Source organism: Nocardia asteroides, assembly GCA_019930625.1.
Taxonomy (GTDB): Bacteria; Actinomycetota; Actinomycetes; order Mycobacteriales; family Mycobacteriaceae; genus Nocardia; species Nocardia sputi.
This window is the reverse complement of the sequence record CP082844.1, coordinates 6,883,814-6,909,919: the sequence shown is the minus strand read 5'-3', so window position 1 is coordinate 6,909,919 and position 26,106 is coordinate 6,883,814. Positions and strand designations below refer to the sequence as shown.

General features: G+C 68.0%; 27 protein-coding genes and 1 pseudogene. 20 read left to right on the top strand and 8 right to left on the bottom strand.

Going from position 1 to position 26,106, the window contains the following annotated elements; genetic code table 11:
• Positions 1–12 precede the first annotated feature (12 nt).
• Complete coding sequence (locus K8O92_31200; protein ID UAK32130.1) at positions 13–981, bottom strand: YafY family transcriptional regulator; 969 nt, start codon at positions 979–981, stop codon at positions 13–15.
• Positions 982–1,043: 62 nt separating this feature from the next.
• Between K8O92_31200 and K8O92_31195 the strand changes: the two genes are divergently transcribed.
• Entirely contained in the window at positions 1,044–2,258 is a 1,215-nt protein-coding gene (locus K8O92_31195; GenBank protein ID UAK32129.1) for an epoxide hydrolase 1, read from the top strand.
• Here K8O92_31195 and K8O92_31190 read toward each other — a convergent pair.
• A complete protein-coding gene (locus K8O92_31190; GenBank protein UAK32128.1) occupies positions 2,255–3,253 on the bottom strand; it encodes a WYL domain-containing protein in 999 nt (332 codons plus the stop codon). The two genes, K8O92_31195 and K8O92_31190, sit on opposite strands and share 4 nt — an antisense overlap.
• 63 nt (positions 3,254–3,316) lie before the next feature.
• Between K8O92_31190 and K8O92_31185 the strand changes: the two genes are divergently transcribed.
• Complete coding sequence (locus K8O92_31185; protein UAK32127.1) at positions 3,317–3,808, top strand: pyridoxamine 5'-phosphate oxidase family protein; 492 nt, start codon at positions 3,317–3,319, stop codon at positions 3,806–3,808.
• A gap of 149 nt (positions 3,809–3,957) precedes the next feature.
• Here K8O92_31185 and K8O92_31180 read toward each other — a convergent pair whose 3' ends face one another.
• Positions 3,958–4,785: an isocitrate lyase/phosphoenolpyruvate mutase family protein gene (locus K8O92_31180; protein UAK32126.1), complete on the bottom strand. Its 828-nt coding sequence runs from the start codon at positions 4,783–4,785 to the stop codon at positions 3,958–3,960.
• Between the two features lie 61 nt (positions 4,786–4,846).
• On the opposite strand from K8O92_31180, the gene K8O92_31175 reads away from it, so the two are divergent.
• The 7 genes from K8O92_31175 to K8O92_31145 all read left to right on the top strand — a co-directional run bounded on the left by K8O92_31175 (position 4,847) and on the right by K8O92_31145 (position 11,688).
• Positions 4,847–5,557, top strand: coding sequence for a winged helix-turn-helix domain-containing protein (locus K8O92_31175; GenBank protein UAK32125.1), 711 nt, complete (start codon positions 4,847–4,849; stop codon positions 5,555–5,557).
• 134 nt (positions 5,558–5,691) lie between these two features.
• Complete coding sequence (gene argC, locus K8O92_31170; protein ID UAK32124.1) at positions 5,692–6,765, top strand: N-acetyl-gamma-glutamyl-phosphate reductase; 1,074 nt, start codon at positions 5,692–5,694, stop codon at positions 6,763–6,765.
• Positions 6,762–7,979 (top strand): bifunctional glutamate N-acetyltransferase/amino-acid acetyltransferase ArgJ, encoded by a 1,218-nt coding sequence (gene argJ, locus K8O92_31165; protein ID UAK32123.1) that lies wholly within the window; start codon positions 6,762–6,764, stop codon positions 7,977–7,979. The genes argC and argJ overlap by 4 nt, the downstream gene beginning before the upstream one ends.
• Positions 7,976–8,911 carry an acetylglutamate kinase gene (argB, locus tag K8O92_31160; protein ID UAK32122.1) on the top strand — a complete coding sequence of 312 codons (936 nt, stop codon included), beginning with the start codon at positions 7,976–7,978 and terminating at the stop codon, positions 8,909–8,911. The genes argJ and argB overlap by 4 nt, the downstream gene beginning before the upstream one ends.
• On the top strand, positions 8,908–10,110 hold the full coding sequence (locus K8O92_31155; GenBank protein UAK32121.1) for an acetylornithine transaminase: 1,203 nt from the start codon (positions 8,908–8,910) through the stop codon (positions 10,108–10,110). The genes argB and K8O92_31155 overlap by 4 nt, the downstream gene beginning before the upstream one ends.
• Entirely contained in the window at positions 10,107–11,051 is a 945-nt protein-coding gene (gene argF / locus K8O92_31150) for an ornithine carbamoyltransferase (GenBank protein ID UAK32120.1), read from the top strand. Before K8O92_31155 ends, argF begins: the two co-directional genes overlap by 4 nt.
• 163 nt (positions 11,052–11,214) lie before the next feature.
• Positions 11,215–11,688 carry an arginine repressor gene (locus tag K8O92_31145; protein UAK36046.1) on the top strand — a complete coding sequence of 158 codons (474 nt, stop codon included), beginning with the start codon at positions 11,215–11,217 and terminating at the stop codon, positions 11,686–11,688.
• A 559-nt stretch (positions 11,689–12,247) separates the two neighbouring features.
• On the opposite strand, the pseudogene K8O92_31140 reads toward K8O92_31145, so the two are convergent.
• A pseudogene (locus tag K8O92_31140) lies at positions 12,248–12,770 on the bottom strand (DEAD/DEAH box helicase).
• 477 nt (positions 12,771–13,247) lie between these two features.
• Here K8O92_31140 and K8O92_31135 point away from each other — a divergent pair.
• The 10 genes from K8O92_31135 (at position 13,248) to argH (ending at position 20,912) form a co-directional block, all read left to right on the top strand.
• The gene (locus tag K8O92_31135) at positions 13,248–13,562 is read left to right on the top strand and encodes a WXG100 family type VII secretion target (protein ID UAK32119.1); all 315 of its coding nucleotides are present in this window, start codon (positions 13,248–13,250) and stop codon (positions 13,560–13,562) included.
• A 19-nt stretch (positions 13,563–13,581) separates the two neighbouring features.
• Entirely contained in the window at positions 13,582–13,890 is a 309-nt protein-coding gene (locus K8O92_31130) for a WXG100 family type VII secretion target (protein ID UAK32118.1), read from the top strand.
• Positions 13,887–14,747: a hypothetical protein gene (locus K8O92_31125; protein UAK32117.1), complete on the top strand. Its 861-nt coding sequence runs from the start codon at positions 13,887–13,889 to the stop codon at positions 14,745–14,747. The genes K8O92_31130 and K8O92_31125 overlap by 4 nt, the downstream gene beginning before the upstream one ends.
• A complete protein-coding gene (locus K8O92_31120; GenBank protein ID UAK32116.1) occupies positions 14,704–15,222 on the top strand; it encodes a hypothetical protein in 519 nt (172 codons plus the stop codon). The genes K8O92_31125 and K8O92_31120 overlap by 44 nt, the downstream gene beginning before the upstream one ends.
• Positions 15,222–15,647: a hypothetical protein gene (locus K8O92_31115; GenBank protein UAK32115.1), complete on the top strand. Its 426-nt coding sequence runs from the start codon at positions 15,222–15,224 to the stop codon at positions 15,645–15,647. Before K8O92_31120 ends, K8O92_31115 begins: the two co-directional genes overlap by 1 nt.
• Positions 15,648–15,899: 252 nt before the next feature.
• The gene (locus tag K8O92_31110; GenBank protein ID UAK32114.1) at positions 15,900–16,445 is read left to right on the top strand and encodes a hypothetical protein; all 546 of its coding nucleotides are present in this window, start codon (positions 15,900–15,902) and stop codon (positions 16,443–16,445) included.
• Between the two features lie 143 nt (positions 16,446–16,588).
• A complete protein-coding gene (locus K8O92_31105; protein ID UAK32113.1) occupies positions 16,589–16,999 on the top strand; it encodes a DUF2247 family protein in 411 nt (136 codons plus the stop codon).
• Positions 17,000–17,349: 350 nt separating this feature from the next.
• The gene (locus K8O92_31100) at positions 17,350–17,817 is read left to right on the top strand and encodes a hypothetical protein (protein ID UAK36045.1); all 468 of its coding nucleotides are present in this window, start codon (positions 17,350–17,352) and stop codon (positions 17,815–17,817) included.
• A gap of 233 nt (positions 17,818–18,050) precedes the next feature.
• The gene (locus K8O92_31095) at positions 18,051–19,253 is read left to right on the top strand and encodes an argininosuccinate synthase (GenBank protein ID UAK32112.1); all 1,203 of its coding nucleotides are present in this window, start codon (positions 18,051–18,053) and stop codon (positions 19,251–19,253) included.
• A gap of 243 nt (positions 19,254–19,496) precedes the next feature.
• Entirely contained in the window at positions 19,497–20,912 is a 1,416-nt protein-coding gene (gene argH, locus K8O92_31090) for an argininosuccinate lyase (protein ID UAK32111.1), read from the top strand.
• A 48-nt stretch (positions 20,913–20,960) separates the two neighbouring features.
• Here argH and K8O92_31085 read toward each other — a convergent pair whose 3' ends face one another.
• Positions 20,961–22,223, bottom strand: a complete 1,263-nt coding sequence (locus K8O92_31085; GenBank protein UAK32110.1) for a cytochrome P450 — start codon at positions 22,221–22,223, stop codon at positions 20,961–20,963.
• 121 nt (positions 22,224–22,344) lie between these two features.
• Between K8O92_31085 and K8O92_31080 the strand changes: the two genes are divergently transcribed.
• On the top strand, positions 22,345–22,668 hold the full coding sequence (locus K8O92_31080) for a multidrug efflux SMR transporter (GenBank protein UAK32109.1): 324 nt from the start codon (positions 22,345–22,347) through the stop codon (positions 22,666–22,668).
• Between the two features lie 52 nt (positions 22,669–22,720).
• Here the strand turns inward: K8O92_31080 and ilvA are convergent, their stop codons facing one another.
• From ilvA to K8O92_31065, 3 genes are all read right to left on the bottom strand, one after another.
• A complete protein-coding gene (gene ilvA / locus K8O92_31075) occupies positions 22,721–23,941 on the bottom strand; it encodes a threonine ammonia-lyase (protein ID UAK32108.1) in 1,221 nt (406 codons plus the stop codon).
• A 32-nt stretch (positions 23,942–23,973) separates the two neighbouring features.
• On the bottom strand, positions 23,974–25,143 hold the full coding sequence (locus tag K8O92_31070; protein ID UAK32107.1) for a beta-lactamase family protein: 1,170 nt from the start codon (positions 25,141–25,143) through the stop codon (positions 23,974–23,976).
• A gap of 374 nt (positions 25,144–25,517) precedes the next feature.
• A complete protein-coding gene (locus K8O92_31065) occupies positions 25,518–25,868 on the bottom strand; it encodes a hypothetical protein (GenBank protein ID UAK32106.1) in 351 nt (116 codons plus the stop codon).
• Positions 25,869–26,106 lie beyond the last annotated feature (238 nt).

The following is a 26,106-nucleotide window of genomic DNA, read 5'->3' as shown; positions in this document are numbered from 1 at the left end:
CCGCCGCGGCCGCTACGGTGCGGGGAAGGCGCGCAGCGCTCGCTCGCATCGGGCGGCCTGGGCCCGCAGGGCTTCGACGAGTTCCGGCGGACCGGCGAGCAGTGTGAAGTCGAGATCGACCGAGGTGATCATCCACACCAACTGCTCCGGTGTTTCCGCCCCCACTAGCAGGCGGCAACTGTGGTCGTCGACGGCCTCCAGCACGCCCATCCCGGGCCAGACACGATCGGCGGCATACTCCGCGGAGCCGTGCAGCAGTACCGTCGCCTGCCGCGGCCAGGCCCGGGTGGACAGCCGCATCGAAAGATACGCCGCGACATCGCCTTCCGGCGGTTCCCGCGGTGCGAATCGGGGACCGGTCGGGATCCGCGGGGTGATCCGGTCGGCACGGAAGGTGCGCCAGTCGGCGCGGCCCACGTCCCAGGCGACCAGGTACCAGTGTCTGCTGAAGTGCACGAGGGTGTGCGGCTCGACGGTGCGGACACTGGGCGCGCCGTCGAGCGCGCGATAGTCGAACCGCAACCGTTCGTGGCGCTGGCACGCTTCAGCGACGGCCAGGAGGGTGTCCGGCCGGACGTCGCTGCCGGGCGCGCCGACGCGCAAGGTGGCGCCGCGCAGCGTGCGGACCCGATGGCGCAAGCGGGGCGGCAGCACCTGTTCCAGCTTGGTCAGCGCGCGCAGCGACGCCTCCTCGAGCCCGGTCACGGTGCCGGCGGAGGCGCCGCGCAGGCCCACCGCCACCGCGACGGCTTCCTCGTCGTCGAGCAGCAGCGGCGGCAGCGCGGCCCCCGCGCCGAGGCGGTATCCGGCGGCGCCCTGGGTGGCGTGGACCGGGTAGCCGAGTTCCCGAAGCCGATCGACGTCGCGGCGCACCGTGCGCCCGGTGACGCCGAGCCGTTCGGCCAGTTCGGCGCCGGTCCAGTCGCGATGGGTCTGCAGCAGGGCCAGCAGTTTGAGCAGGCGAGCCGACGTTTCGAGCATTACGCCACAATGCCGGAAACTTAGGAACGATCGCGTCCTAAGCGCTTCCTACCGTGGTGGACATGACTACCGACCAGGACATTCGCCCCTTCCGCATCGATATCCCGCAGGAGAAGATCGACGACCTGCATCGCCGCCTCGCCGGCACGCCATGGCCGAACGACCTGCCCGGCGCCAAGTGGGACAAGGGTATGCGGGTGTCCTATCTGCGTCCGCTGGCCGAGTACTGGCGCACCGAATTCGACTGGCGCGCCGTCGAAGCGAAGCTGAACGAACTGCCCCACTTCGTCACCGGCATCGACGGGCAGCAGGTGCACTTCCTGCACGTCCGCTCGCCGGAGCCGGATGCGCTGCCGTTGGTGCTCAACCACGGCTGGCCCGCGTCGTTCGTCGAGTTCCTGGAGGTGCTCGGACCGCTGAGCGATCCCCGCGCGCACGGTGGCGACCCGGCCGACGCGTTTCACCTGGTCGTGCCCTCACTGCCGGGCTTCGCGTTCTCCGAGGTGTCCCCGGACCCGGGTGCTGGCTCGACCGAGCGGTTCGCGGAGGTGGTCGCCGCGCTCATGGCGCGCCTCGGCTATGACCGCTACGGCGTGCAGGGCGGCGACGCGGGGTACTTCATCGCCGCTCGGTTGGGCCATATCGCCCGCGAGCACCTCGCGGGCCTGCACGTGAACGGTCCGCTCACGATCCCCGCGTGGGACAGCGGCGATACCGACTTGTGGGGCGGGGCGGAGGAGGCGGCTGCGGGCGAGTGGTCCTCGGCGGGTGCGCAGGCCGGGTACAGCCAGGAGGATCAGGCGAAGCTGGCCACGCTGACCGGCCCGGAGAGCTATGCCCGCTACGACTACGCGACGCTGCAAGCCAACCGTCCGCAGACGCTGGCGATCGGCATCCACGACTCGCCCGCCGGGCTGTTGGCCTGGATCGCCGACCTGTTCCGGCAGTACACGAATCCGGCGATCGAACTGCCCGAGGACGCGGTGGGCCGGGACGCGCTGCTGACCAATGTCAGCCTGTACTGGTTCACCGGAACCTTCGCCTCCTCGCTGCGGCTCTACAGCGAATCCGCGGCCTGGGGAGCGCTTGTGCGGAAGTCCGACGTGCCGACCGCGGCGGCGCTGTTCCCCGGTGACCTCTCGATCCGCAAACTCGCCGAAGACGCGCACAACATCGTCCGGTGGACCGAATTCGACCGCGGCGGGCATTTCGCGGCGATGGAAGCGCCGGACCTGCTGACCGCGGACGTCCGCGAGTTCTTCCGCACCCGGCGCTAGCCGAACCGGGCGGGTGCGGGAGAACTACCTCCGCGGTAGCGCGCATGCATGGCGGCGGCCGTCGCCGCGAGCTGTGCGCGCAGCTGCGGCGGTTCCAGCACTTCGACGAACTCGCCGAGGGGAAGAAGCGCGTGCGCGAGCACCTCGAAGGACTCGGACGGCACGACCACTTCGACCCACCCTTCGGCATCGGGCGGTCCCGCGGAGGCTTGTGCCTCCGCGACCGCTGCCGGATCGTTCATCAGCCGCAGCAACCGCAGGTGGGTGGCGGCGATCCGGCAGCGCGCCCGGACGCGCAGCATCGAACGCGCGAAATCGTCGGCGGCGTCGCTCCAGTGCGCGCGCAGGTCGAATTCGGCGGGGCGGTCGAACGATTCGCCGGTCGGTTCGGCGGAGAGGATCCGGCCCACCCGATACGAGCGGGGCGTGCGCCCGCTCCGGGCGACCAGGTACCAGGTGCCTGCCTTGAGCACCAGCCCGAGCGGGTCCAGCAAGCGCTCGACCACCGTGTCCTTGCGGCCGTAGCGCACGCGCAGCGTGCGGTCGTGCCAGAGCGCGTCGGCGATCGTCGCGAGCGTCGGCGTCTCGTCCGGTCGGTGGAACCAGCCCGGCGCGTCGACGTACACCCGCTCGGCGATGCGCGTCGCGCGTCCGCGCAGTTCCGGTGGCAGCGCGGCGAGCACCTTCAACTGCGCGGTGGCCAGCACGGTGCCGAGCCCGAGATCGGCTGCGGCGCCGGGCAATCCGGCCAGCAGCACCGCGTCGGCCTCGTCGGTGGTGAGGCCGGTGAGCCGGGTGCGGTAGCCGTCCAGCAGCCGCACGCCACCCGCGCGACCCGGCTCGCTGTAGACCGGGACACCCGCCGCCGAGAGGGCTTCGACATCGCGATAGACGGTGCGCACCGAGACCTCCAGTTCCCGCGCGAGTTCCGGCGCGGTCAGCCGGCCCCGGGTCTGCAACAGCAGAAGCAGTTGCACCAGTCGACTCGCCCGCATGCCCGCGACACTAGCCGGAAACCTTGACAGAAGACGGCAAGTTTTCGCCGTACCGTCCTCGGCATGACCACTTGGAGCCGATTCACCGAAGAAGCGCCGCATATCGCCGAGGTCTTCCTGCGCAGGCACCGGGCCGCGGGGAATCTCTGCATGCTCGGCACCCTCCGTTCCGACGGTTACCCGCGGATCAGCCCGATCGAGCCGCGGGTCTTCGAGGGGTTGCTCGTGATCGCGGGGATGCCGGGCACCACCAAGTTCCGCGACCTCGCCCGGGATCCGCGCTTCTGCCTGCACACCGCCACGGTCGACACGAACGTGTCCGACGGCGACGCCAAACTGTTCGGCACCGTCATGGACCTCCCCGACCGGGAGGTGCACACCCGCTTCGCTCAGCAACTGTTCGATGAGACCGGCTTCGACATCCGAGGTCAGGAGTTCGACCACTTCTACGTCGCCGAGCTCACCGGGGCGTCGACGGTGGAGGTAGCGGGCGACCACCTCGACATCACCATCTGGAAACCCGGCGAAGGAGAGCGCGTGGTGCAGAAGCACTGACTCGGCGGCGGAAACGGCGCTGCTCCGGCCGGACGCGTCGGGGGCATCGCCACTCGTGCGTCGCAGGCGACGCGGCCGGAGTGGACCCGCTCGCCGACAGCTGAGGGCGAAGTGGTCCATGCTTTCTCGAGTTCCGGACGAATCGCTGCTCACTGGCTGGTGTGCGCAGGCAGCAGGCGTTGGATATCGGTGTAGCTCACGACGCCGGACGCAGGGGAGGCGTCGTCCCGCACGGAGCGTGCGACCTCCACCGCGGCCGACAGCGCCGAGCGGTAGAGCAGCGACCCGGTGCTGATCCGGCGCACGCCGAGTCCGGTCAGCGTCGCGACGCCGGGGCCGGTGGCGGCATAGAGGACGTTGACCGGCAATTCCGTCGCCGCCACGAGCCGCCGGATGCGCTCCGGGTCGGTCAGGCCCGGCAGGAAGACGCCGTCGGCTCCGGCCGCCGCGTACCGTCGCACGCGGGCGTGGGTCGAGCCGTGATCGAGACCCAGCCAGTAGGTGTCGATACGGGCATTGACGAACATTTCAGGCGTGCGTTCCTTGATCGCGGCGATCAGTGTGGCCTGGTGCTCCGGCGTCGCCAGCGCCGATCCCGCACGGCCGTCTTCCAGGTTGACGCCCGCGATCCCCCAGGCGGCGAGCTGTTCGACGAAATCCGCTACAGCGCCGGGCCGCTCGTCGAAGCCACCCTCGATGTCGACGGTCACGGGGATCGGTAGCCGCGCCAGGCGACGGGCGGAAGCGAGCGTTTCCGCCTTCGTTCTGCCCGCCCCATCGGCCAGCCCTGCCGCGGCGGCGACGCCGAGGCTGGTGGTGCCGATCGCCGGGAATCCCTCGGTCGCCAGCAGCGCGGCCGACGCGAAGTCCCAGGCGTTGGGCAGTACGAGGGGCCGGTCACGGTGATGCAGACCGTGGAAGATCTCGAACTTGGTCGGCGAGGCGGCCGCTCCGGGCGCCGGAGAAGACGAAGTCATGCCGCGACGGTAGCCACGGAACGTTTCGGCGCCCGCCGAAACGAGGGGCCGCCATCATGGAGTGGTGCCGACCACAGGAGCCGAACTGGCGGGTTTCGCCGCCCTGCTCGCCGACCGCACCCGCGCCGACATCTGCCTCGCCCTGCTGAACGGACGGGCGTGGACCGCGGGCGAGCTCGCGCGCCACACCGGTGTCGCCGCGTCCACCGCGACCGAGCACCTGGACCGCCTGTGCGACGGCGGCCTGCTGGTCGAACACCGTCAAGGCGGGCATCGCTACGTCCAGCTGGCCGGTCCGCAGGTCGCCGAACTGCTCAAGGGCATGGTCGCTCATCTCGGCCCGTCCGGCCGCCCGGTGACCGGCTTGCGCACCGCCGCGGTCGCCGCCGCGCTGGCTCGTGGCCGCACCTGCTACGACCACCTCGCGGGCCGGCTCGGTGTGGCGATCACCGACGCCATGACCGCGCGTGGCCTGCTCCACGGTGACGGCGGGTTCGCCCTCACCGATTCCGGCTCGGCGTGGCTCACCGGCTCGATGGGCGTCGACCCTGCCGCCCTGCGCGCCACGCGACGCCCGGTGGCCAGGCCCTGCCTCGACTGGACCGAGCGCCGCGTCCATCTCGGCGGCTCGGCGGGCGCACAGCTGTGCCGCCGCCTGAAAGAGCTGGAGTGGGTCAAGGGCGTCGGTAGCGGCCGTGCCGTGCGGGTCACCGCGCGGGGCGAAGCCGGGCTGGCCGAAGCGCTGGGCATCGACCCGGCCATGCTGCGCTGAGCCGTCGCACGACGGCTCGCGCCGAGGTCTCGGTCGCGCAGTTTGGTCAGCGAGGCGGCGGGTATCAGGTGGTCGTGACCGGGCGCGGCAACCCAGGCTGTGAATGAGCTTGCATGGTCATGCATAATCATCACATGGTTGATTCCTCGGATGCGCCCAGCCCGCCCGGACCCGCCGTGCGGGTCGCGGTAGCCGGCGCCAGCGGATACGCGGGCGGCGAAGTATTGCGTCTGCTGCTGGGACATCCCGCTTACCGAAGCGGGCGCCTCGTCATCGGGGCGCTCACCGCGGGCTCGAACGCGGGCACCGCGCTGGGGGAGTTGCAGCCGCATCTGCTGCCGCTGGCCGATCGGGTGCTCGCACCGACCACGGTCGACGAGCTGGCGGGCCACGACGTGGTCTTCCTCGGGCTGCCGCACGGCCAGTCGGGAGCCATCGCCGCCGAGTTGCCCGATTCCACGGTGATCATCGACTGCGGGGCCGACTTCCGGCTCACCGACCCGAATGCCTGGGAGAAATACTACGGCAGCCCGCACGCGGGCAGCTGGCCCTACGGGTTGCCCGAGCTGCCCGGCGGCCGGGAGAAACTGCGCGGAGCGACGCGGATCGCGGTCCCCGGCTGCTATCCGACCGTCGCCAGCCTCGCGTTGGCCCCCGCCGTCGCCGCGGGCATCGTGGAGCCCACCGTGCACGTGGTGGCGGTGAGCGGCGCGTCCGGAGCCGGCCGCAAATTGGACATCGGGCTCTTGGGATCGGAGGTGATGGGCTCGGCGCGGGCCTACGGTATCGCGGGCGCGCACCGGCACACGCCGGAGATCGCGCAGAATCTCGCGGCGGCCGGGGGCGCCGAGGTCTCGGTGTCGTTCACTCCGGTACTGGCGCCGATGCCGCGCGGCATCCTCGCCACCTGCACGGCGCCGATCCGTGTAGACGCCGCCCAGGCGCGCGCCGTGTACGAGAAAGCGTATGCCGACGAGCCTTTCGTGCACCTGCTGGCGGAAGGCGTGCTGCCGCAGACCGGGTCGGTACTCGGCTCCAACGCCGTCACCCTGCAGGTGGCGGTGGACGCCGACGCGGGCTTGCTCGTGGTGATCGGCGCGATCGACAACTTGACCAAGGGCACCGCGGGAGCCGCGGTTCAATCCATGAATCTGGCGCTCGGATTCGACGAGGCCGCAGGACTTTCCACCGTAGGAGTGGCACCGTGACGACAGCCGACATCGCCGACGGCAAGCTGGTCCGGACCCAGGGCGTGACCGCACCGCTCGGTTTCCGCGCGGCGGGCATTGCCGCGGGCATCAAGGCCAGCGGCAAGCCGGATCTGGCGCTGGTGTTCAACGAAGGGCCGGAGTACCCGGCCGCGGGCGTGTTCACCCGCAACAAGGTCAAGGCCGCACCGGTGCTGTGGTCGCAGCAGGTGCTGACCGGCAAGCGGCTGCGCGCGGTGATCCTGAATTCCGGCGGAGCCAACGCCTGCACGGGGCCGGGCGGATTCCAGGACACGCACAAGACCGCCGAGGAACTCGCCACCGCGCTGAGCAACTGGGGCACCGAGACCGGCGCGGGCGAGATCGCCGTCTGTTCGACCGGGCTGATCGGTGACCGGCTCCCGATGGACAAACTGATCCCCGCCGTCACCGAGATCGTGCACGAGATGGGCGGCGGCCTGTCCGGCGGCTCGGATGCCGCATGGGCCATCATGACCACCGACACCGTGCCCAAGGAGGCGGCGTTCCACCACCGCGACAAGTGGAATGTCGGCGGCATGGCCAAGGGCGCGGGCATGCTGGCCCCGTCACTGGCGACCATGCTGGTGGTGCTCACCACCGACGCGGCGGTGACCGCCGATCAGCTCGACCAGGCCCTGCGCAACGCCACCGCCCGCACCTTCGACCGGCTCGACGTGGACGGTTCCTGCTCCACCAACGACACCGTGCTGCTGCTGGCCAACGGCGCCAGCGAGGTCACCCCCAGCCAGGAGGAACTGGACGCCGCCGTGCTCGCGGTCTGCGACGATCTGGCCGCACAGTTGATGGCCGACGCCGAGGGCGTCACCAAGCGGGTGCTGGTCACCGTCGCGGGCGCGGCCACCGAGGACGAGGCGGTGGCCGCGGCGCGCACCGTCGCCCGCGACAGCCTGGTCAAGACGGCGCTGTTCGGATCCGACCCGAACTGGGGCCGTGTGCTCGCCGCGGTAGGCATGGCGCCGATCATGCTCGATCCGAACCGGATCTCGGTGTCGTTCAACGGGAAGCCGGTGTGCGTCGACGGAGTCGGCGCGCCCGGAGCCCGCGCGGTCGACCTTTCCGGCACCGACATCGAGGTGCTGATCGAGCTGAACGTCGGCTCCGCGAGCGCGACCATCCGAACCACCGATCTCTCGCACGGTTACGTCGAAGAGAACTCGGCCTACAGCTCATGACCAGTCAGGTGTTGCACACGCTCTCCGCACTGGACAAGGCGCACGTCCTGGCCGGGGCCCTGCCGTGGCTGCAGAAGTTCCGGGACAAGGTCGTCGTCGTGAAGTACGGCGGCAACGCCATGGTCGACGAGCATTTGAAGCAGGCCTTCGCCGCCGACATGGCGTTCCTGCGCACGGTCGGCGTGCACCCGGTGGTGGTGCACGGCGGCGGCCCGCAGATCAGCGCGATGCTGAAAAGGCTCGGCCTGCAAGGCGAATTCCGCGGCGGCTTCCGGGTGACCACCCCCGAGGTGATGGACGTGGTGCGGATGGTGCTGTTCGGGCAGGTCGGCCGCGAGCTGGTCGGCCTGATCAACTCGCACGGCCCGTACGCGGTCGGCATCTCCGGTGAGGACGCCGGGCTGTTCACCGCGACCCGCCGCACCGTCGAGGTGGACGGCGAGCCCACCGATATCGGCCTGGTCGGCGACGTCACCGAGGTGAACCCCGACGCCGTGCTGGACCTGATCGATGCCGGCCGCATCCCCGTGGTGTCGACCATCGCCCCGGACGCCGACGGCGTGGTGCACAACATCAACGCCGACACCGCCGCCGCCGCGCTCGCCGAAGGCATCGGCGCGGAGAAACTGGTGGTGCTCACCGACGTCGAGGGCCTGTACACGAACTGGCCGGACCGGTCCTCGCTCACCTCCAGCATCGATACGACGGCGCTGGCCGAGTTGCTCCCGCGCCTGGATGCGGGCATGGTGCCCAAGATGGAAGCCTGCCTGCGCGCCGTGTCGGCGGGGGTGCCGACCGCGCATGTCATCGACGGTCGCGTCCCGCACGCCGTGCTGCTGGAACTGTTCACCGGAGAAGGAATCGGAACGATGGTGACTCCCGCCCCGCTCACCCCGAACGGGTCCGGCGCACCGGACGGAACGAAACAATGAGCACAGCTGAACTGCAGAAGCGGTGGTCCGCCGCGCTGATGAACAACTACGGCACGCCGAAGGTCGCGCTGGTGCGCGGCGCGGGGGCCGTGGTCTACGACGCGGACGGCAAGCGCTACGTCGATTTCCTCGGCGGCATCGCGGTCAACAGCCTCGGCCACGCGCACCCCGCGATCCTCGAGGCGGTCACCCAGCAGCTCGGCACGCTCGGGCACGTGTCGAATCTGTACGCCAGCGAGCCGGTCATCGAGCTGGCCGAGCGGCTGCTCGCGCACTTCGCCGACGGCGAGGGCCGGGCCTTCTTCTGCAACTCCGGCACCGAGGCCGTCGAGGCGGCGTTCAAGATCGCCCGGCTGACCGGGCGCCACAAGATCGTCGCGTGCGAGGAGGCCTTCCACGGCCGCACCATGGGCGCGCTGGCCCTCACCGGCCAGCCGTCCAAGCGGACTCCCTTCGAACCGATGCCGCCCGGTGTCGTGCACGTGCCCTACGGCGACGCCGCGGCGCTGGACGCCGTGGTCGACGAGGACACCGCCGCGGTGTTCCTCGAGCCGATCATGGGGGAGAGCGGAGTGGTGGTACCGCCGTTCGACTACCTCGCCAAGGCGCGCGAGATCACCGCGCGCAACGGGGCGCTGCTGGTGCTCGACGAAGTGCAGACCGGCATCGGCCGGACCGGGAAGTTCTACGCCCACCAGGCTGTCGGCATCGTGCCGGACGTCATCACCCTGGCCAAAGGCCTCGGCGGCGGACTGCCCATCGGCGCGGTACTGGCCAACGGGCGGGCGGCCGATCTGCTCACCCCCGGCCTGCACGGCACCACCTTCGGCGGCAACCCGGTGTGCGCGGCGGCGGCGCTCGCGGTGCTGCGCACGATCGACGACACCGATCTGCTCTCGCACGTCGAGTCGGTCGGCAAGCGGCTCAGCGACGGCATCGAGTTGTTGCAACATCCGCTCATCGATCAGGTGCGCGGTGCCGGCCTGCTGCTGGGCATCGTGCTCACCGACGACGTGTCCGCGCGGGTCGAAGCGCGAGCACGGGAGGCGGGCTACCTCGTCAACCCGGCCAAACCGAACGTGATCCGGCTGGCGCCGCCGCTGGTGCTCACCGAGACCCAGGCGGACAACTTCGTCGCCGATCTGCCGGAGATCCTCGACGGCGCGCTCGAGGACACGAAAGGAGTTGCGGCGCAATGACTTCCGTGCGGCACTTCCTGCGTGACGACGACGTCAGCCCCGCCGAGCAAGCCGAGATCCTGGCGCTCGCCGCCGAACTCAAGAAATCGCCCTTCGCCCGGCGCCCGCTCGAGGGCCCGCGCGGCGTCGGAGTGATCTTCGAGAAGAACTCCACCCGCACCCGCTTCTCCTTCGAGATGGGTATCGCCCAGCTCGGCGGGCACGCGGTGGTCGTCGACGGCCGCGACACCCAGCTGGGCCGGGAGGAGACGCTCGGCGACACCGGCCGGGTGCTCTCCCGCTACGTGGACGCGATCGTGTGGCGCACCTTCGAGCAGTCCCGGCTCGACGAGATGGCCGCCACCGCCACGGTTCCGGTGATCAACGCGCTGTCCGACGAGTTCCATCCGTGCCAGGTGCTCGCCGATCTGCAGACGCTGGCCGAACACAAGGGCGAGTTGGTCGGGCGCGATCTCGCCTACTTCGGTGACGGCGCCAACAACATGGCCCACTCGCTGCTGCTCGGCGGCGTCACCGCGGGTCTGAACGTGACCATCGCCGCGCCCGCGGGCTTCGAGCCACAGCCGTGGATCGTGGAGGCCGCGCGCAAGCGCGCCGCCGAGACCGGAGCCACCATCACGGTGACCGGCGATCCGGTCGCCGCGGCCTGGGGCGCCGACGCGCTGGTCACCGACACCTGGACCTCCATGGGGCAGGAGAACGACGGCTTGGACCGCGTCGGTCCGTTCCGGCCGTTCCAGCTCAACGCCGAGTTGCTCGCGCACGCCCAACCGGATGCGGTCGTGCTGCACTGCCTGCCCGCCCATCGCGGCGAGGAGATCACCGACGAGGTGCTCGACGGGCCGCGCAGTGTGGTGTGGGACGAGGCCGAGAACCGCCTGCACGCCCAGAAAGCGCTGCTGGTCTGGTTGCTGGAGCGACGATCCGGGAGCGGGGCGTGAACGAGGGTGGCGGGCGAACCGCCGCGACGTCTTCCCGTCGCGGCGAGCCGGGCCGGACGGCGCACCGAAGCGACGGCGTGCGAGCGCGGATGATGCCGCCGAGCTCAGGCGAGGCGCGGTCGTGAGCGTTTCGCACTCGGAATCGGGGCGAAGCGGCCCCGCCATCGCGCGTACTCGCGCCGGACGGCAGTCGCGCATCATCGAGCTGCTGACGGCGCACGCGGTGCGCAGCCAGACCGAACTGGCGGCCCTGCTGGCGGCCGAAGGCATCGAGACCACCCAGGCCACGCTGTCGCGGGATCTGGACGAACTGGGCGCGGTGAAACTGCGCGCCGCCGACGGCGGCGCGGGCGTCTACGTGGTGCCCGAGGACGGCAGCCCCGTCCGCGGCGTCACCGGCGGCACCGACCGGTTGTCCAAGCTGCTCGGCGACCTGCTGGTCTCCACCGACGCCAGCGGCAACATCGCGGTCCTGCGCACCCCGCCCGGCGCCGCCCATTACCTGGCCAGCGCTCTCGATCGCGCGGCACTGCCCTACATCGTCGGCACCATCGCGGGCGACGACACCATCGCCGTCATCGCGCGCGAGCCGCTGACCGGCGCCGAGGTAGCCGCGAAGATCGAACAACTAGCCTGAGTATTCACTCGTCCGCCGATCTCTAGCTCGACAGTGACGGGATCGGCAGCAAGCGCCGACTGGACGAGACCGGATGGCCGCTTGGAGGTACCAACCCTCCCCGCAGGTGAATTTCGCGACCAGCACCAGCTTTTCGCCGCGGGATACTTCGTCGCGTCGAGTGCTCGACAACTTGTGGACTGTGCGCAGGGCGTCTCCGCCGACCACGCGATCGACGCTGATGTGACAACCGTCTGCGTAATCACCGTAGACAAGCCAATAGACTCCGGCCGGGCCCGGTTTGCCCATGTCTTAGTACGTCGCCCCGGAGAGATCATGCGGTGTTGTGGCCGGTCGACTACGGGACCGATGAGACCTTCGAAACTCGCAGGCCGCCGAGATTCTCCTTTTCGGTGGAGACGGTTTCGTATCCGGTCCACTTCGGTCGCGGAGGTATGCCGCATCTCGGCGGGCGGGTCCAACTTCTTACGGATCGTTCCCCAGACGACCAGGCAGACGATGGCTACCGGCACGACTATGGCGACGGCCAGGAGGCTGAATCCGGTGAACCGCCCGACTTGCGTTCCCGCAGCGCGGCACCCAGTTGCTCGACCTGCCGTCTGGAATCGCAGAACCCAACCGTTTCTCACCTCGATGCAGTGCGGCGATCACCTTGGCGGCATTCTCCAGCGAGCCGGCGTAGTCGAGTTCGATCTCACCCGGCGGCGCGGCGCCGGACTGGACTGTGGGTGCGGCCGCGACATCCGGTGTGATGACCTGACCAGGCCGCGAACCTTCCCCCGACCCTTGCAGCCACGTGAGCAGGTCGGCGGGATTGCCGACTGTCGCCGATTATCCGACCCGTTGGATCAGCGTCCCGGTGACCCGCTGCAATCTCTTCAGGACGGCCAGTAGATGCCATTCACGGTCGTCACCGGCGAAGGCGTGTACCTCATCGACCACGACCGGATATGGCCGAGCAATTCCCGATGATCGGTCTTTGTGCCGATCAGCATGGCTTCCAAAGATTCCGGTGTGGTCAGCAGAATGTCGGGATGCTCACGACGGATACGGTTGCGCTTGGAGTCGCTCCAGTCGGCGTGGGCGAATCCGATGGCGAGCGAGGCGAGGGCGCCGCAGGCGATGACGGCGACGAGCGTGCGGCACATGTCGAGTGATCCTTGGCGTCGAAAGGTGGTTGTCGCGGTCAGCGGTTGCCGGCCACAAGGTAGTGGATGAGCCAGAGCGGCAGCCACAGGCTGCAGGTGATGATCGAGGGCATCAGGTGCAATCCGTGCGGGGCGGCGGCTGCACGATCGGGCCTCCGTATCCCGCCTTGTTCTGCGCGCTTGAAGCGGACTGAAAGTTGCCCGCACCCTCGGTTGCCCACCGGACGATCAACCACCGCAACCAATCCGAGCCGGCACACGCCGGACCGAAGCCCGGCGAGAGGCCAGGCCGGTTCGGCTGCGACACGCTCTGACCCGGTCCGATGCGCGAGCCGCATCTCAACGCTATGGACGCAACCATCGGAAGGGGTCAGGTAAGGTTGCCGGCATCAGGGCCTGGGGAGGGGGAGTATGGCGCAGGGTGATGGGACTTTCGATGTCGTCCCGTCAGAGGTTTCCGATGCGGGGCGTTACTTGCAGTTGACTGCCCAAGAGTTGGTCGACGGAGTCCGTACCTTGGACACTGAAGTCGGTGCCCTCTTGCAGGGATGGACCGGGGTCTCGGCGACCGCGTACCAGGCAGGCTGGGAGGAAACCCGTCAAGGCGCGCAAACCGTTCTGGACGCGCTCGCGACGCTGGCCGAATTGATGGGTGTCACCGCGGACACGCATATCCAGCTCGATACCGATCGTGCCACGAATACCAGTTCACTCGATCTGCCGTAGATCTCGGGGGAGATGACACATGACCGCACCGTTTCGGGTCGATCTGGCCGAACTCGACGACATCACCGCGCGCGTGGCCGGATTCGCCGGTTTCCTCGAGGACAGTCTCGTCGGTATCCAGCAGCGGATCACCGCCGTTCAAGCCGGCTGGAGTGGCCCGTCTGCGACCGCCGCGAACGATGCCTTCGCTCGTTGGCTCACCGGCGCACAGGATGTCGCCGAGGGGATCCGCGAGATGCAGGCCGCCGCAGTCGCCGCGCATCAGCGATACACCGCGGCCGTGGCCGCGAATCTGGAAATGCTCGGCCGTGGTGGAGCAGCGTCGTGACGGTGCTGGATGTCGCGCCACAGGTCTACTTCGACGCCGCCGTCGCGTGCAACACCGCCGCCTCCGGCTTCATCAACGCTTTCCAGAGCAAGATGCAGTCCCTCGACGAAACACGAGGCATGGCCGGCAGCATCGGCGACGGCAAGATCTGGGCCGAGTCCTATGACCAGCAGGCCAGCGACATGTGGAAGCTTTCGCTCGACCTCACCATGGCGCTCGACGGCTACGCCCAAGTCCTGAATCAGGCCGGATACAACCACGCCCTCGCCGATCACGACCCTGCCGGCGGTCGGCCCGAACCTCAGCTGCCGAGCCTGGCGGCGGCATTCGGCTACACACCGCTGGAACTGTTGTCGACGATTCCGCCCTCCGCAGGCGGCGACGGGCGCGGCCTGGTCGACGACGGTCTGGAACTTGCCACCAAGGTCGGTATCCCGATCCCGGATGGCGACACCGCCAAGTTGTCGCACGCGGCCGATGTGTGGCACACGCTGTCCACTCACGAGTCCGTCACCGCTGTCGCGACCGAACTCGAACGCGCCGCGGTGATGTTCGAACAGGTCACCTCACCGGACGCCGGCTTCATCGACGAAGATCTGCGCGAACTGAAAACCGTTGCCTCCGACCTGGCCGGAGCGTATGGCGAGATGGCCCAATCCTGCCGCGACCAGAAACAAGCCCACGACGCCCTGCGGGCCGAGCTCGAGCGACTACTCGGGGAACCTCGCCAAGGAAATCGCCGTAGAAGTGGCCGTCAGCCTCGCGCTGTCGGTCCTCGTGTCCTGCGTCAGTTTCGGCGTCGGCGCCGCCGCCGTGGCCGCAAGAACCACCGCTGCGGTCGCCAGGATCATCGATAAATTCGCCGACCTCATCAAAATTGCGGTCAAAGCCGCAAAGCTCCGCACCGCCGTCGTGGTCGAACGCGTCACCACCAAAACAAAAGGGACTGTCCAACGCATCAAGGATCTCACCGTCAAGCTCATCGAAAAGATCCGGAACAAGGTTCCGAAGAAGTCCTTGACTGAGGAGTTGAGCAACGCTCAGGTGTGGACTGGGCGAACGCTGCCGACAAAAGGTCCGCCGAACGGGTATCTGGTGAAGAAAGATGCCAATGGTAATATCACGCACTACTCGTACTTCGATGAAGACGGTATTGCCACGAAGCGTGTCGACCTGACCGGAAAGCCGCACTACGACAAGGCGACTGGTCAGGAAATTCCGACACCGCATGTCGTCGAAGTGAGAAAGAATGTAAATCCGAAAACGGGAGAAAAGTTCGGCCAAACACTGCCGGATAGTGTCAGGCCGGCCTTACCGGAGGAGATTCCATAGTGCACGGTAGCAGTGAACCCCAGCCTGCGGTGGAAGTCATCGTCGCCAGATCGCGAGATCTCGATACCGGGACCAGGGTTGCCTCCGTACAGGAATTGGCCAAGTGGATCGATCAACCGGCAGCGCTGAATCGTTTGACCGAAATGTTACACGACCAGAATGTCACGGTGATGGTCGATGCGGCAGAGGTATTGGCCCGTAGGGGCGGGGCGGCCGGTGTTCGGAGGATACTGGAAGAAATTGGTCGAAGCGGGGACGATGCGGACGTCGATTACATCATGTACAAGCTAGAAGAACTGGAGGCGCTTAGTGAGGCGCCGATCCTGGATGCGGCAAGATCTTTTGACGCCTCACGGGAGTCGGCGGACTTTCGAGCCGGATTGAGTGAGGTCGAGCGCTATATGGGGCACCATAATCCGAAATAATCACCTCTGCTGTAGTGATCTGCATCTATCGCATGAGGAATCTGTCACGGCCGCGCCGGGAGCCGCTGGAGTGCATTCGTTTGAGATCGGCACTGTAGCTGAGCTGTCGAACGGATGGATGATACTTCCGCAGTACATAACGCAAATCCGGCGCTAGTGGTCGAACCCGGCGGGTCAATTGTCAAGTACAGGGGTGACCTCTCGGAGTTTCTCCAGTACATCCCTCACTGGGAATGTTATGAGAGGTAGTTGATGCATTCAGGGTATCCAAGAACGGTTAAAGATTTCGAGATCCACCAGTTGATGCGCATGCGCTGTTCTGATGATGTAAAGCTGGCCAAGCTCGAAGCGTATGGCGTCACGCTGCAAGAGGCTGAGCGCATTGCTGACAAGGTGTCACGCATGCTGCCTCTGGGGCGACAGCAGTTTTTGAAACTACAGGAGCTCATCGGTGTTCATGCTCCAGGTGCGTCCACCGTGCGCTGTGTCAGCGCATTTTGGCCACAGTTCGAATTCGTTGCAGAGGGCACAGATTTCGGGGCGATCGGCGATGCGCAATTCAGGAGAATCTCGGGCAGCCCTCCGGCAGTCGATGAGCCGACCGAACTGCCACCTTGGAGCGTGACGGTCGACGAGTTCGAAGAGCTTTTCGGTCCCCTCAGTGAGGGAGAGCAATGGCTGCCTAACTCGGAGTATCTGTTCGAACGTTCCGGGCGAACCTGTGTCGCTGCGTTCGGTTGGGGATTGCTTCTCGAGGTGGTGGAGAATCCGACTGCGATGGCGAAACCTGCTGACTAGCAGTGAGGCCCGGTCCTCGGATTCATGGATGAAACGGTGGAGCCATCGTCAGATTCAATATTCCTGCATCATTCATCACGGACTGGGCTCGCCTGACTCCAGGCGAGCTTCATTATGGTTATGTCAACCGATGGATATCGCCGGTGGACGTGGTCGAGTTGGCGCTGGGCTATGTCGTGCCAGCTGATTCCAAGGCGGGTTCTATCGAGGAGATCTCCCTTTTGCTCTCGGATGAGTTGGATCGTCTCCCTGATCTGATGGATCAACTCGTCGACAGTCATGACCGTGTCTGGTCCTATCTAGCAATCGCTTGGGTGCATGAGAACCAGGCAGAATTCGAGGACCCCTTCAAAACTGTCGATCTGCTCTTCGCCGATTTTGGTTACCCGCAAGATGTCGGGGAATTCGTCACCTTCATGCCGCCGCCACCCGGCGGTGTTTCAGGATATCCTGGCCTTCGTCAACGTTGGCAGAAGTACCTCGAACAAAAACGCTCCGAATTTCTCCGCGCGAGGATATCGGACGCGGTTGATGGTTCCCGAGAAAGTTCGTGAATTCTCAACCCGCTCGACAGGTGGTGGGCCTATCACTTCGCTGTGAAGGCTACACCTTGTCGCGTCAGGGTAGTCCGCAGGTTCGGCTCGAGTCGGGTCTGTGGCACCGTCGAATCCGCACGACGCACGTGAAATGTTCGCCCAAGATAGTCGCTCGAGTGGTCCGGTGGGTCGAGGACGGCGCGCCGACCCGGTCGCACCATGAGGTGAGTATTTCGCATCTGGAGGCGATAGTGTTAGACGCCTTTCGTCGCCATCGTCTGCCTCGCTCCATTTCGGGGAACAGGTCCTGCTGACGGCGGTACCGGCCGAACTCTCGGCTCAGTCCTCCCGGATCAGCAGGAACGGCGCTGCAGCGGCGGTCATGGACTTGCCGCCGATGCTCTCCAGAATCAGGCAGGTTCAGCCGGCGGCCACCGACGGAGGCGGCGAAGGCGCGAGCCTGCACGTCTACGCCGCTGATCACCAAGGCCGACGGCACCGAGTTCGGCAAGACCGACGGGGGTGCGATCTGGCTCGACGCGAAGATGACCTCGCCGTACGACTTCTACCAGTTCTGGCTCAACGCCGAGGACGCCAAGGTCGCCGACTATCTGATTATTTTCACCTTTCGCGGCCGGGACGAGATCGCGGCGCTCGAGGAGCGCACCCGGGATCGTCCCGCTCAACGGGACGCGCAGCGCGCACTCGCCGAGGACGTCACCGCCCTGGTGCACGGTGAGGAAACGATGCAGCGGGTGCGTGCGGCCGGCCAGGCGCTGGTCGGCACCGGCAATCTGCCCGCACCCCCGAATCCGGCACTCTGTGTGTCAGGTTGACCCCGGTGAGTTCAGTGCGAAGGAGGACAGCCCAGGCATCGGGGCGCCAGATCGGCGCGGATCGCGGAGGCCACCCCAATTGTGAATGGGCTTGCATCATCGTGCATAATCATTTGCAGAACGACGCGGGCCTGCCCAGGCTGGTCTCGAGGCGTCGGGGCCGGGCCGTTCCCACGCTCGGACACCCGCCATACTGCTGATACACCTACTGAACTTCGAGGAGCACACAGAACATGTCCGAGCGCGTCGTACTCGCCTACTCCGGTGGGCTGGACACCTCCGTGGCGATCAGCTGGATCGGCAAGGAGACCGGCGCCGAAGTGGTGGCCGTGGCCATCGACCTCGGCCAAGGTGGCGAGGACATGAACGTGGTGCGTCAGCGCGCCCTGGACTGCGGCGCCGTCGAGGCCATCGTGATCGACGCCCGCGACGAGTTCGCCGACCAGTACTGCCTGCCCACCATCCAGGCCAACGCGCTCTACATGGGCCAGTACCCGCTGGTATCGGCGATCAGCCGCCCGCTCATCGTCAAGCACCTGGTCGAGGCCGCCAAGTTCCACGGCGCCAGCACCGTCGCGCACGGCTGCACCGGCAAGGGCAACGACCAGGTCCGCTTCGAGGTGGGCATCGGCGCGCTCGCGCCCGATCTGAACGTGATCGCCCCGGTGCGGGACTACGCGTGGACCCGGGAGAAGGCGATCGCCTTCGCCGAGGAGAACGCGCTGCCGATCAACGTCACCAAGAAGTCGCCGTTCTCCATCGACCAGAACGTCTGGGGCCGCGCGGTGGAGACCGGGTTCCTCGAGGACCTGTGGAACGCTCCGACCAAGGACGTCTACGACTACACCTCCGACCCGACCGTCAACTTCGAGGCTCCGGACGAGCTGATCGTCACCTTCGACAAGGGTGTGCCGGTGGCCATCGACGGCCGCCAGGTCAGCGTGCTGGAGGCCATCGTGGAGCTGAACCACCGCGCTGGCCGCCAGGGCGTCGGCCGGCTCGACATGGTCGAGGACCGTCTGGTCGGTATCAAGAGCCGCGAGATCTACGAAGCGCCGGGCGCCATGGCGCTGATCACGGCGCACCAAGCGCTCGAGCACGTCACCATCGAGCGCGAGCTGGGCCGCTATAAGCGGCAGGTCGAGCAGCGCTGGGGCGAGCTGGCCTACGACGGCCTGTGGTTCTCCCCGCTCAAGCGGGCGCTGGACGCGTTCATCGGCGACACCCAGCAGCACGTCTCCGGCGACATCCGGATGGTCCTGCACGGCGGCTCCATCGTGGTCAACGGCCGTCGCTCCGAGCAGTCGCTCTACGACTTCAACCTGGCCACCTACGACGAGGGCGACACCTTCGATCAGTCGCTGGCCAAGGGCTTCGTCCAGATCCACGGCCTGTCCTCCAAGGTCGCCGCCCGCCGCGACCTGAACCAGAAGTAAGCGCCAGGCGCGCCGGTGCGCGAACGCGTACCGGCGCGCCGACTGCTCATGTGAAGTCGTAGTCTCGGAGCCGGATGACTTGGTGTGCGTCTGTCCGGGCTGGTACGCGAGGGCTTCACCAGGGCACGACATTCGAACAAAGACCTCGAGCGGCACCTGAACGAAATTGTTTTGTCTCCCGACTTGTACGGCTTGAAGCACGCAGCGGCGGGGGAGCCTGAATAACCGGAGAGGCGGACAAGCATGAGCAGCGGCACGAACCAAGGCGCGCTTTGGGGCGGGCGATTCGCCTCCGGCCCGGCCGAGGCCATGGCCGCGCTGAGCAAGTCGACGCACTTCGACTGGGCGCTGGCCCCCTACGACATCCGGGCCTCCAAGGCGCACGCGCGGGTGTTGCACAAAGCCGGCCTGCTGTCGGACACCGATCTCGCGGGCATGCTGGAGGGCCTGGATCGTCTCGCGGCGGACGTGGAGTCCGGTGCGTTCGGTCCCGCCGAGTCGGACGAGGACGTGCACGGCGCGCTGGAGCGCGGCCTGATCGAACGGGTCGGCGCGGAACTCGGTGGCCGTCTTCGTGCCGGGCGTTCCCGCAACGACCAGGTGGCCACGCTGTTCCGGATGTGGCTGCGCGACGGGGTGCGCCGGGTGGCCGCGGGCGTACTCGCGGTGATCGACGCGCTGGTCGAGCAGGCCGCCGCGCACCCGGACGCGGTGATGCCGGGCAAGACGCACCTCCAGGCGGCGCAGCCGGTGCTACTGGCCCACCATCTGCTCGCGCACGCCCATCCGCTGCTGCGCGACCTCGACCGGCTGCGCGACTTCGACCGCCGCGCCGCGGTGTCCCCCTACGGTTCCGGCGCGCTCGCGGGTTCCTCGCTCGGTCTCGACCCGGAGGCGATCGCCGCGGAACTGGATTTCGACGCGGCGGCCGCCAACTCGATCGACGCCACCTCGGCGCGGGACTTCGCCGCCGAGGCCGCGTTCGTGCTCGCCATGATCGGCGTCGATCTGAGCCGGATGGCCGAAGAGGTGATCCTCTGGAGCACACCGGAATTCGGCTACGTCACCTTGGCCGACGCCTGGTCGACCGGCTCGTCGATCATGCCGCAGAAGAAGAACCCGGACGTCTCCGAGCTGACCCGCGGCAAGGCGGGCAGGCTGATCGGCAACCTCACCGGCCTGCTGGCCACCCTGAAGGCGCAACCGCTGGCCTACAACCGTGACCTGCAGGAAGACAAAGAACCACTGTTCGACTCGGTCGCGCAACTCGAACTGCTGCTCCCGGCCATCGCGGGCCTGGTGTCGACGCTGACCTTCCACACCGACCGCATGGCCGAACTCGCGCCGGCCGGTTTCACGCTGGCCACCGACATCGCCGAATGGCTCGTCCGCCAGGGTGTGCCGTTCCGGGTCGCGCACGAGGCGGCGGGTGCGTGCGTGCGCGTCGCCGAGTCCCGCGGCGTCGGCCTCGACGAACTCACCGACGAGGAGTTCGCCGCCGTCGACCCGGCGCTGACCGGGCAGGTGCGCGAGGTGCTCACCGTGCAGGGTTCCATCGCGTCTCGCAACGCCCGGGGCGGCACGGCCGGTGTGCAGGTCACGGCACAGCTGGCAGAGGTGCGCGCGGCGGCGGGCACGGCGCGGGCCTGGCTCGGCTGATCCAGTCAGGCCGAGAGTGGTTGCCGATCCGTCCTTCTCGTTGAATATCTACCCGACGATGGTGATGTCGGCGCCGCTGAACAGCAGGTCGCTGCGCCGGACGACGCGACCGGAGTCCGGCACGAGTTCGGCCTCCGGCGCCAGCTCGCGCAGCTGCTGGAGAAACACTTCGACGGCCAGCGTGGCCATGCTCTTGCCGGGACAGACGTGCCTGCCGAACCCGAAGGTCAACGGCATCTTGCCGGTCCCGCGCAGGTCGAGGCAGTCGGGGAAGACCTCCGGATCGCGATTGGCCGCGGCGAACAGCACGAGTAACGGCCCGGCGGGCAGCCGCGTGCCGCTGGACAACTCGACCGGCGTTCGGGCTCGGCGCTTCCACGCCACCAGCCCGGGATCGAGCTGAAGGATCTTCGCCGCGACCCGGCCGGCGTCCCGCGGGTCGGTGAGCAGGTCCCACCAGGCGCGGTCGGGATCGCCCAGCAGTCGCTGCACGCCTTGCTGAATGCTGCCGCTCACCGTGTGCACGCCTGCGGCCAGGGAATTCGCCATGACCGACACCGCGATCCGATGCGAGAGCCCGGCATCGCGGAGCCTGCGCGCGAAGCCGGTCGCCTCGCTGCCGCGGCCCTCCCGCACCGCCTTGCCGCTCACCGTGAACAACCAGCCGAGCGCGCTCACCGCGTCGGCCAGTTCGCGGCCCCGCAGCACCCGGCCGAGCAGCCCCGATTGGGCGCCGCTCCAGGCTGCCACGTGCGGCCAGTCCGCCGCGGGCAAGCCGACCGCCGCGCCGACGGTCCGGGCGGCATAGGCGATCGACAACGCGCTCACGTCGACCGGCGACCCCGGTCGAAACCTCGCCTCGCGCACCGCGTCGTGGAAATGCTCGATCATCTCCGCCGCCCGGTTCGGACGCTCGGCCGGGGTGATCGTGAAGTGTCCGGTGGGTCCGGCCATGGTGTTCCACACGCGCTTGTGCAGGCGGTCGTCGGCGAGGTTCGCGGTGGCTTTCGCGGGTGGCGGAACCAGGTGCCGGACGAAATGCGGGATGGCTCGCGGAGTCGCCGCGATGCGCGCGTAGCCCACCAAGGGGTCCAGCGAATTCGCGTTGGAGATGCCGGGCGTCCTCGCCTCCAGCACCTCGCGCACGTCGGCGTATTTCCAGATCATGCGTAGTCCGGACGGATGGGCGTAGCTAGGTTCGGGCCAGGCGTGCAACCGCCGGTACCGCTCGTCGCGTTCGCCGTACGGCAACTCGTTGCAGGTCACTTCATGGAACGGAAAAGCGGTTACCGCAACGTTCGAGCTACGCATGTGCCGAGCGTAGCCGCGCGTCGTCCCGCAACCCGTCGGCGAATTCCCTGCGATGGGGAGCGTACGCGTTTGCGGAACGCTGCCCGGTATGAGCCGCGCGAGGCTCGATTACGCTGCGAAAATGACCTTGCTGCTGCTTGCCTTGGCCATCGCTTCCGAGGTGACCGCGACCGTTTCACTCGAGATCTCCGAGGGATTCACCAAACTCGTTCCGTCGATCGTGGTGGTCGTCGGATACTGCGCGGCGTTCTTCTTCCTGGCCCAGGCACTGAAGCGGGGCATGCCGATCGGGGTGGCCTACGGCATCTGGTCGGCGGTGGGTGTGGCCGCTATCGCACTGATCGGCGTGCTGTTCCTGGACGAGCGACTGAGCCTGGTGCAGGTGGGCGGCATCGCTCTGGTGATTCTCGGAGTACTGGCTCTGGAACTCGGCGGCGCGCACTGACCTGCGGCTTGCCGCGTCCTCGCCTGCCGACCAAGACACCGGCGGTGACCGGTCAATCCGAGACGCGCACCGCGTATCCCGCGTTCGCGAGCGCGGTGAGCACGTCGTCACGATGCTCGGACCCGCGCGTCTCCAGCGTCAGCGCCACTTCGACCTCGTCCACCGCCAGCCAGGTTCCGGTGCGCGAATGCGCCACGTCGACGACACTGGCACCCGTCTTGCCGATCACCGCGAGCAGCGTGCCCAGCGCACCGGGACGATCGGAGATCGTCACGCGCACAGCCAGATACCGGCCCGCTGCGCTCAAACCGTGCCCGATCACCCGGGTCAGCAGCAGCGGGTCGATATTGCCGCCGGACAAGATCGCACAGACCGGTCCGCGCAGGCCGAGCTCCGATGGTACGTGACTCATCAGGGCGGCGACCGCCGCGGCGCCCGCGGGCTCGACGATCACCTTCGCGCGTTCCAGGCACAGCAGCAGCGCCTGCGACAACGCTTCCTCGTCCACCGTCACGATGCTCGAAACATACTGGGCGACATGGGCGAAGGGCACCGCACCGGGCTGCCCGACCGCGATGCCGTCGGCCATGGTCGACATCCGGTCTATCCGCACCGGCGCACCCGCCGCCAGCGAGGCAGGCCAGGCGGCCGCTTCCGCCGCTTGAACCCCGATGACGCGCACGTCCGGCGCCAGGTGCCGCATCGCGACCGCGACACCCGCGAGGAGCCCGCCGCCGCCGGTGGGCACCAGCACCGTGCCCACCTGCGGCAGCTGCCGCAGGATCTCCCGGCCGATGGTAGCTTGACCGGCCACGATATCGGGATGGTCGAACGGGTGGATCAGCGTCGCGCCGGACCGTTCGGCGAAATCCAGCGCCGCGTCCAGCGACTCGTCGATGGTTTCGCCGACCTGGCGCACCTGGGCGCCATAGGCCTTGGTCGCCGTCAATTTCGGCAGGGAGGCCCCGACCGGCATGAACACCGTGGACGCTATGCCGAGCGACGACGCCGACCACGCGACCCCCTGCGCATGGTTGCCCGCGCTCGCGGCGACGACGCCACGCTCGCGTGCCTCCTGCGACAGGTTGGCGATCCGGTTGTAGGCGCCGCGCGGCTTGAACGAGCCGGTCCGCTGCAAATTCTCGCACTTCAACCACACTTCGGTGCCCGCGCGCTCGGACAGCGCCCGCGACGCCAGCAGTGGCGTGCGCCGGATCACCGGGGCCAGCAGCCGCGCGGCCGCCTCGATTCGCGACATGTCAACCGACTCCATACCGCCATGCTGCCACTCGGGCAGCCAGACGGTCAGGCGGCTCGGGCGAGGTTGTGGGCCAGCGCACCGAGCCGGGCCAAGCGGGCATCGCCCAATGGAGTCAGCCTGCTGCCGAGGCGGTTGGTGACGAAGCCCAGCGACATCCCGGTCGCGGGATCGGCGAAACCACCGGAGCCGCCGAGCCCGAAATGGCCGAACGCCGAGATCGGTTCGGCCCTGGATGGTTTCATCGGCACGCCGTGGTAGCCGAGTGCCCACGGAATGCGGAAGGCCAGCACGTAATCGGGGGTGAAGACCTGTCGCCGGGTCATTCGCTCGATGGTGTCCCCGTGCAGTAGCTGGTAGCCGTCCAACCGTCCGCCGTCGGCGAGCGCGCCGTACACCCGGGCCAGTGCCCGCGCGGAGAAGACGCCGTTGAGGCCGGGCATCACCGAATCGTGCAGGCGCGGGTCGGCGACCAGTTCGGCGAACCCCGTCGGCGTCGTGTCGGCCGCGGCCGCGAAGCGGGTGCGGGCCAGTAGCCGTGAGCCGTGCTCCCAGCTCATCCCGGCGACGGTGAGACGCGGGAAATTGGTGGCGATACGCCCGCGCTCGGATTCCGGAACACGGAACCACAGTTCCTCCGCCCCGAGCGGTTGCGCGATCTCCGTGCGCAGCACATCGGTGAACTCCGACCCGGCGACCCGGCGCACCAGCTCAGCGACCAGATGCCCGTAGGTGATGCCGTGATAGCCGCTGGTCACCTCGTGCCGCGGATCGGGAGCGGCGGCCGCGAGCGCCGCGGTGACCGCCGCGTCGTCGAAGAACAGCTCGATCGGGCCCGGCAGCAGTCCGCGCAGGCGGTGCAGCCCGGCCCGGTGGGTCAGCATCGCGCGCACCGTGACGCGGTCCTTGCCCGCGGCCGCGAACTCGGGCCAGTATGTCGCGACCGGCTCGTCGTAATCGATCAGGCCGCGCTCGGCCAACCGGTGCACCAGTGTGCTCGCGATACCTTTGCCGGTGGAATACGCCATCGCGACGGTGTCGTGCGCCCACGGGACGTCGGGATGCGCGTATCCGGCCCAGACATCCACGACCGGCTCGCCGTGCAGATAGACCGCCAGCGCCCCGCCGCCGTCGGACGGCCGCCGGAACAGCCGGTCGAATTCGGCGACCAAACGTGCGAAGCGGCGATCGACGTGCTGTGCTGCCGAAACTGTCATCGAAACCTCGTGCTCGATTTCCAGCGCATGGGACGCTGCGTGCTCGCGGCCCATTATGGCCCTCGTCCGAGCGGCCGCCAGATCATCGAGGCGTGGGGGAAGGCGGACTGTCCGACGCGATCGTTTCGGAATGTGGGGGCGGCAGACTCTGTGCGCACCTGCGTACCGAGGTCGGCGTGGCGGTGGTCAGCGTGGCCATGATGGTCGAGTGGCCGCGTGACGGTGGTGCACGGCGTGGCGGCGGCGCCGACGTTGTAAACGCGGCTCACGCGCAGTCGCGCAGTCGGGTAGGGGAGGGGGCGCTACCGTCCGGGCACGAGCGCACTGCCCTGACCCGGATGCGGGCTCGCCGAGTTCGTGCAGCGTCCGAGGGATCAGGCGGCCACGGCGGTCGCGAGCTTCCGCAACTCGGCGTCGGGGTCTGCCACGTCGACCACGAGGCGTGTCACGTCGGCGCCTGCCAAGTCGATACGAATGGCGTGTCCGTCGAAGCGTGTGTCCCAGAATTCCTTGCGGCCTTTGCCCCGGAAGGTTCCCGCCGCGATGACGCCGGGGAAGAACGCGCCGGGCGCGCGCACCCACGGCGGGCGGCGATCGACCCCGGCCAAGCCGAGCGCGGTGATGTCGGACAAATCGAACGTCAGCTGGTCGCGCAGTGCCAGCAACTGATGGGCGCCGCGCACGTGCACGGTCACCTTCGTTCCGGTGACCTCGAATTCGACCATCACGCACCTCACTTCACCGAGAACTCCAACACTGTCAACGATGCAGAACGGTCCTGGCCAAAGCCTGTGCCGTTCCTATGATTTCTCTCAGTTTCGGTCCATGGTGTTACAGGGATATGCGCATCTATCAATGAGATCGTCCCGGCTGCCGGTAACAGCACGCTCGAACGCGGAGTTACGAGACAGCCGGGAAAGGGAGGCGCCGCGACGTCGCGAGGCTGGATCGAGGCAGCCGGAT

What these genes read in the sequence shown, in the direction of transcription:
- K8O92_31130 (UAK32118.1), top strand. Translation starts at nt 13,582, where the DNA reads ATGACCGCACCGTTTCGGGTCGATCTGGCCGAACTCGACGACATCACC.
- argC (UAK32124.1), top strand. Translation starts at nt 5,692, where the DNA reads ATGGTTGATTCCTCGGATGCGCCCAGCCCGCCCGGACCCGCCGTGCGG.
- K8O92_31070 (UAK32107.1), bottom strand. Translation starts at nt 25,143, where the DNA reads ATGACAGTTTCGGCAGCACAGCACGTCGATCGCCGCTTCGCACGTTTG.
- K8O92_31110 (UAK32114.1), top strand. Translation starts at nt 15,900, where the DNA reads ATGCATTCAGGGTATCCAAGAACGGTTAAAGATTTCGAGATCCACCAG.
- argH (UAK32111.1), top strand. Translation starts at nt 19,497, where the DNA reads ATGAGCAGCGGCACGAACCAAGGCGCGCTTTGGGGCGGGCGATTCGCC.
- K8O92_31085 (UAK32110.1), bottom strand. Translation starts at nt 22,223, where the DNA reads ATGCGTAGCTCGAACGTTGCGGTAACCGCTTTTCCGTTCCATGAAGTG.
- K8O92_31135 (UAK32119.1), top strand. Translation starts at nt 13,248, where the DNA reads ATGGCGCAGGGTGATGGGACTTTCGATGTCGTCCCGTCAGAGGTTTCC.
- K8O92_31155 (UAK32121.1), top strand. Translation starts at nt 8,908, where the DNA reads ATGAGCACAGCTGAACTGCAGAAGCGGTGGTCCGCCGCGCTGATGAAC.
- K8O92_31190 (UAK32128.1), bottom strand. Translation starts at nt 3,253, where the DNA reads ATGCGGGCGAGTCGACTGGTGCAACTGCTTCTGCTGTTGCAGACCCGG.
- K8O92_31065 (UAK32106.1), bottom strand. Translation starts at nt 25,868, where the DNA reads ATGGTCGAATTCGAGGTCACCGGAACGAAGGTGACCGTGCACGTGCGC.
- argB (UAK32122.1), top strand. Translation starts at nt 7,976, where the DNA reads ATGACCAGTCAGGTGTTGCACACGCTCTCCGCACTGGACAAGGCGCAC.
- K8O92_31095 (UAK32112.1), top strand. Translation starts at nt 18,051, where the DNA reads ATGTCCGAGCGCGTCGTACTCGCCTACTCCGGTGGGCTGGACACCTCC.
- K8O92_31185 (UAK32127.1), top strand. Translation starts at nt 3,317, where the DNA reads ATGACCACTTGGAGCCGATTCACCGAAGAAGCGCCGCATATCGCCGAG.
- ilvA (UAK32108.1), bottom strand. Translation starts at nt 23,941, where the DNA reads ATGGAGTCGGTTGACATGTCGCGAATCGAGGCGGCCGCGCGGCTGCTG.
- K8O92_31195 (UAK32129.1), top strand. Translation starts at nt 1,044, where the DNA reads ATGACTACCGACCAGGACATTCGCCCCTTCCGCATCGATATCCCGCAG.
- argF (UAK32120.1), top strand. Translation starts at nt 10,107, where the DNA reads ATGACTTCCGTGCGGCACTTCCTGCGTGACGACGACGTCAGCCCCGCC.
- K8O92_31200 (UAK32130.1), bottom strand. Translation starts at nt 981, where the DNA reads ATGCTCGAAACGTCGGCTCGCCTGCTCAAACTGCTGGCCCTGCTGCAG.
- K8O92_31180 (UAK32126.1), bottom strand. Translation starts at nt 4,785, where the DNA reads ATGACTTCGTCTTCTCCGGCGCCCGGAGCGGCCGCCTCGCCGACCAAG.
- K8O92_31080 (UAK32109.1), top strand. Translation starts at nt 22,345, where the DNA reads ATGACCTTGCTGCTGCTTGCCTTGGCCATCGCTTCCGAGGTGACCGCG.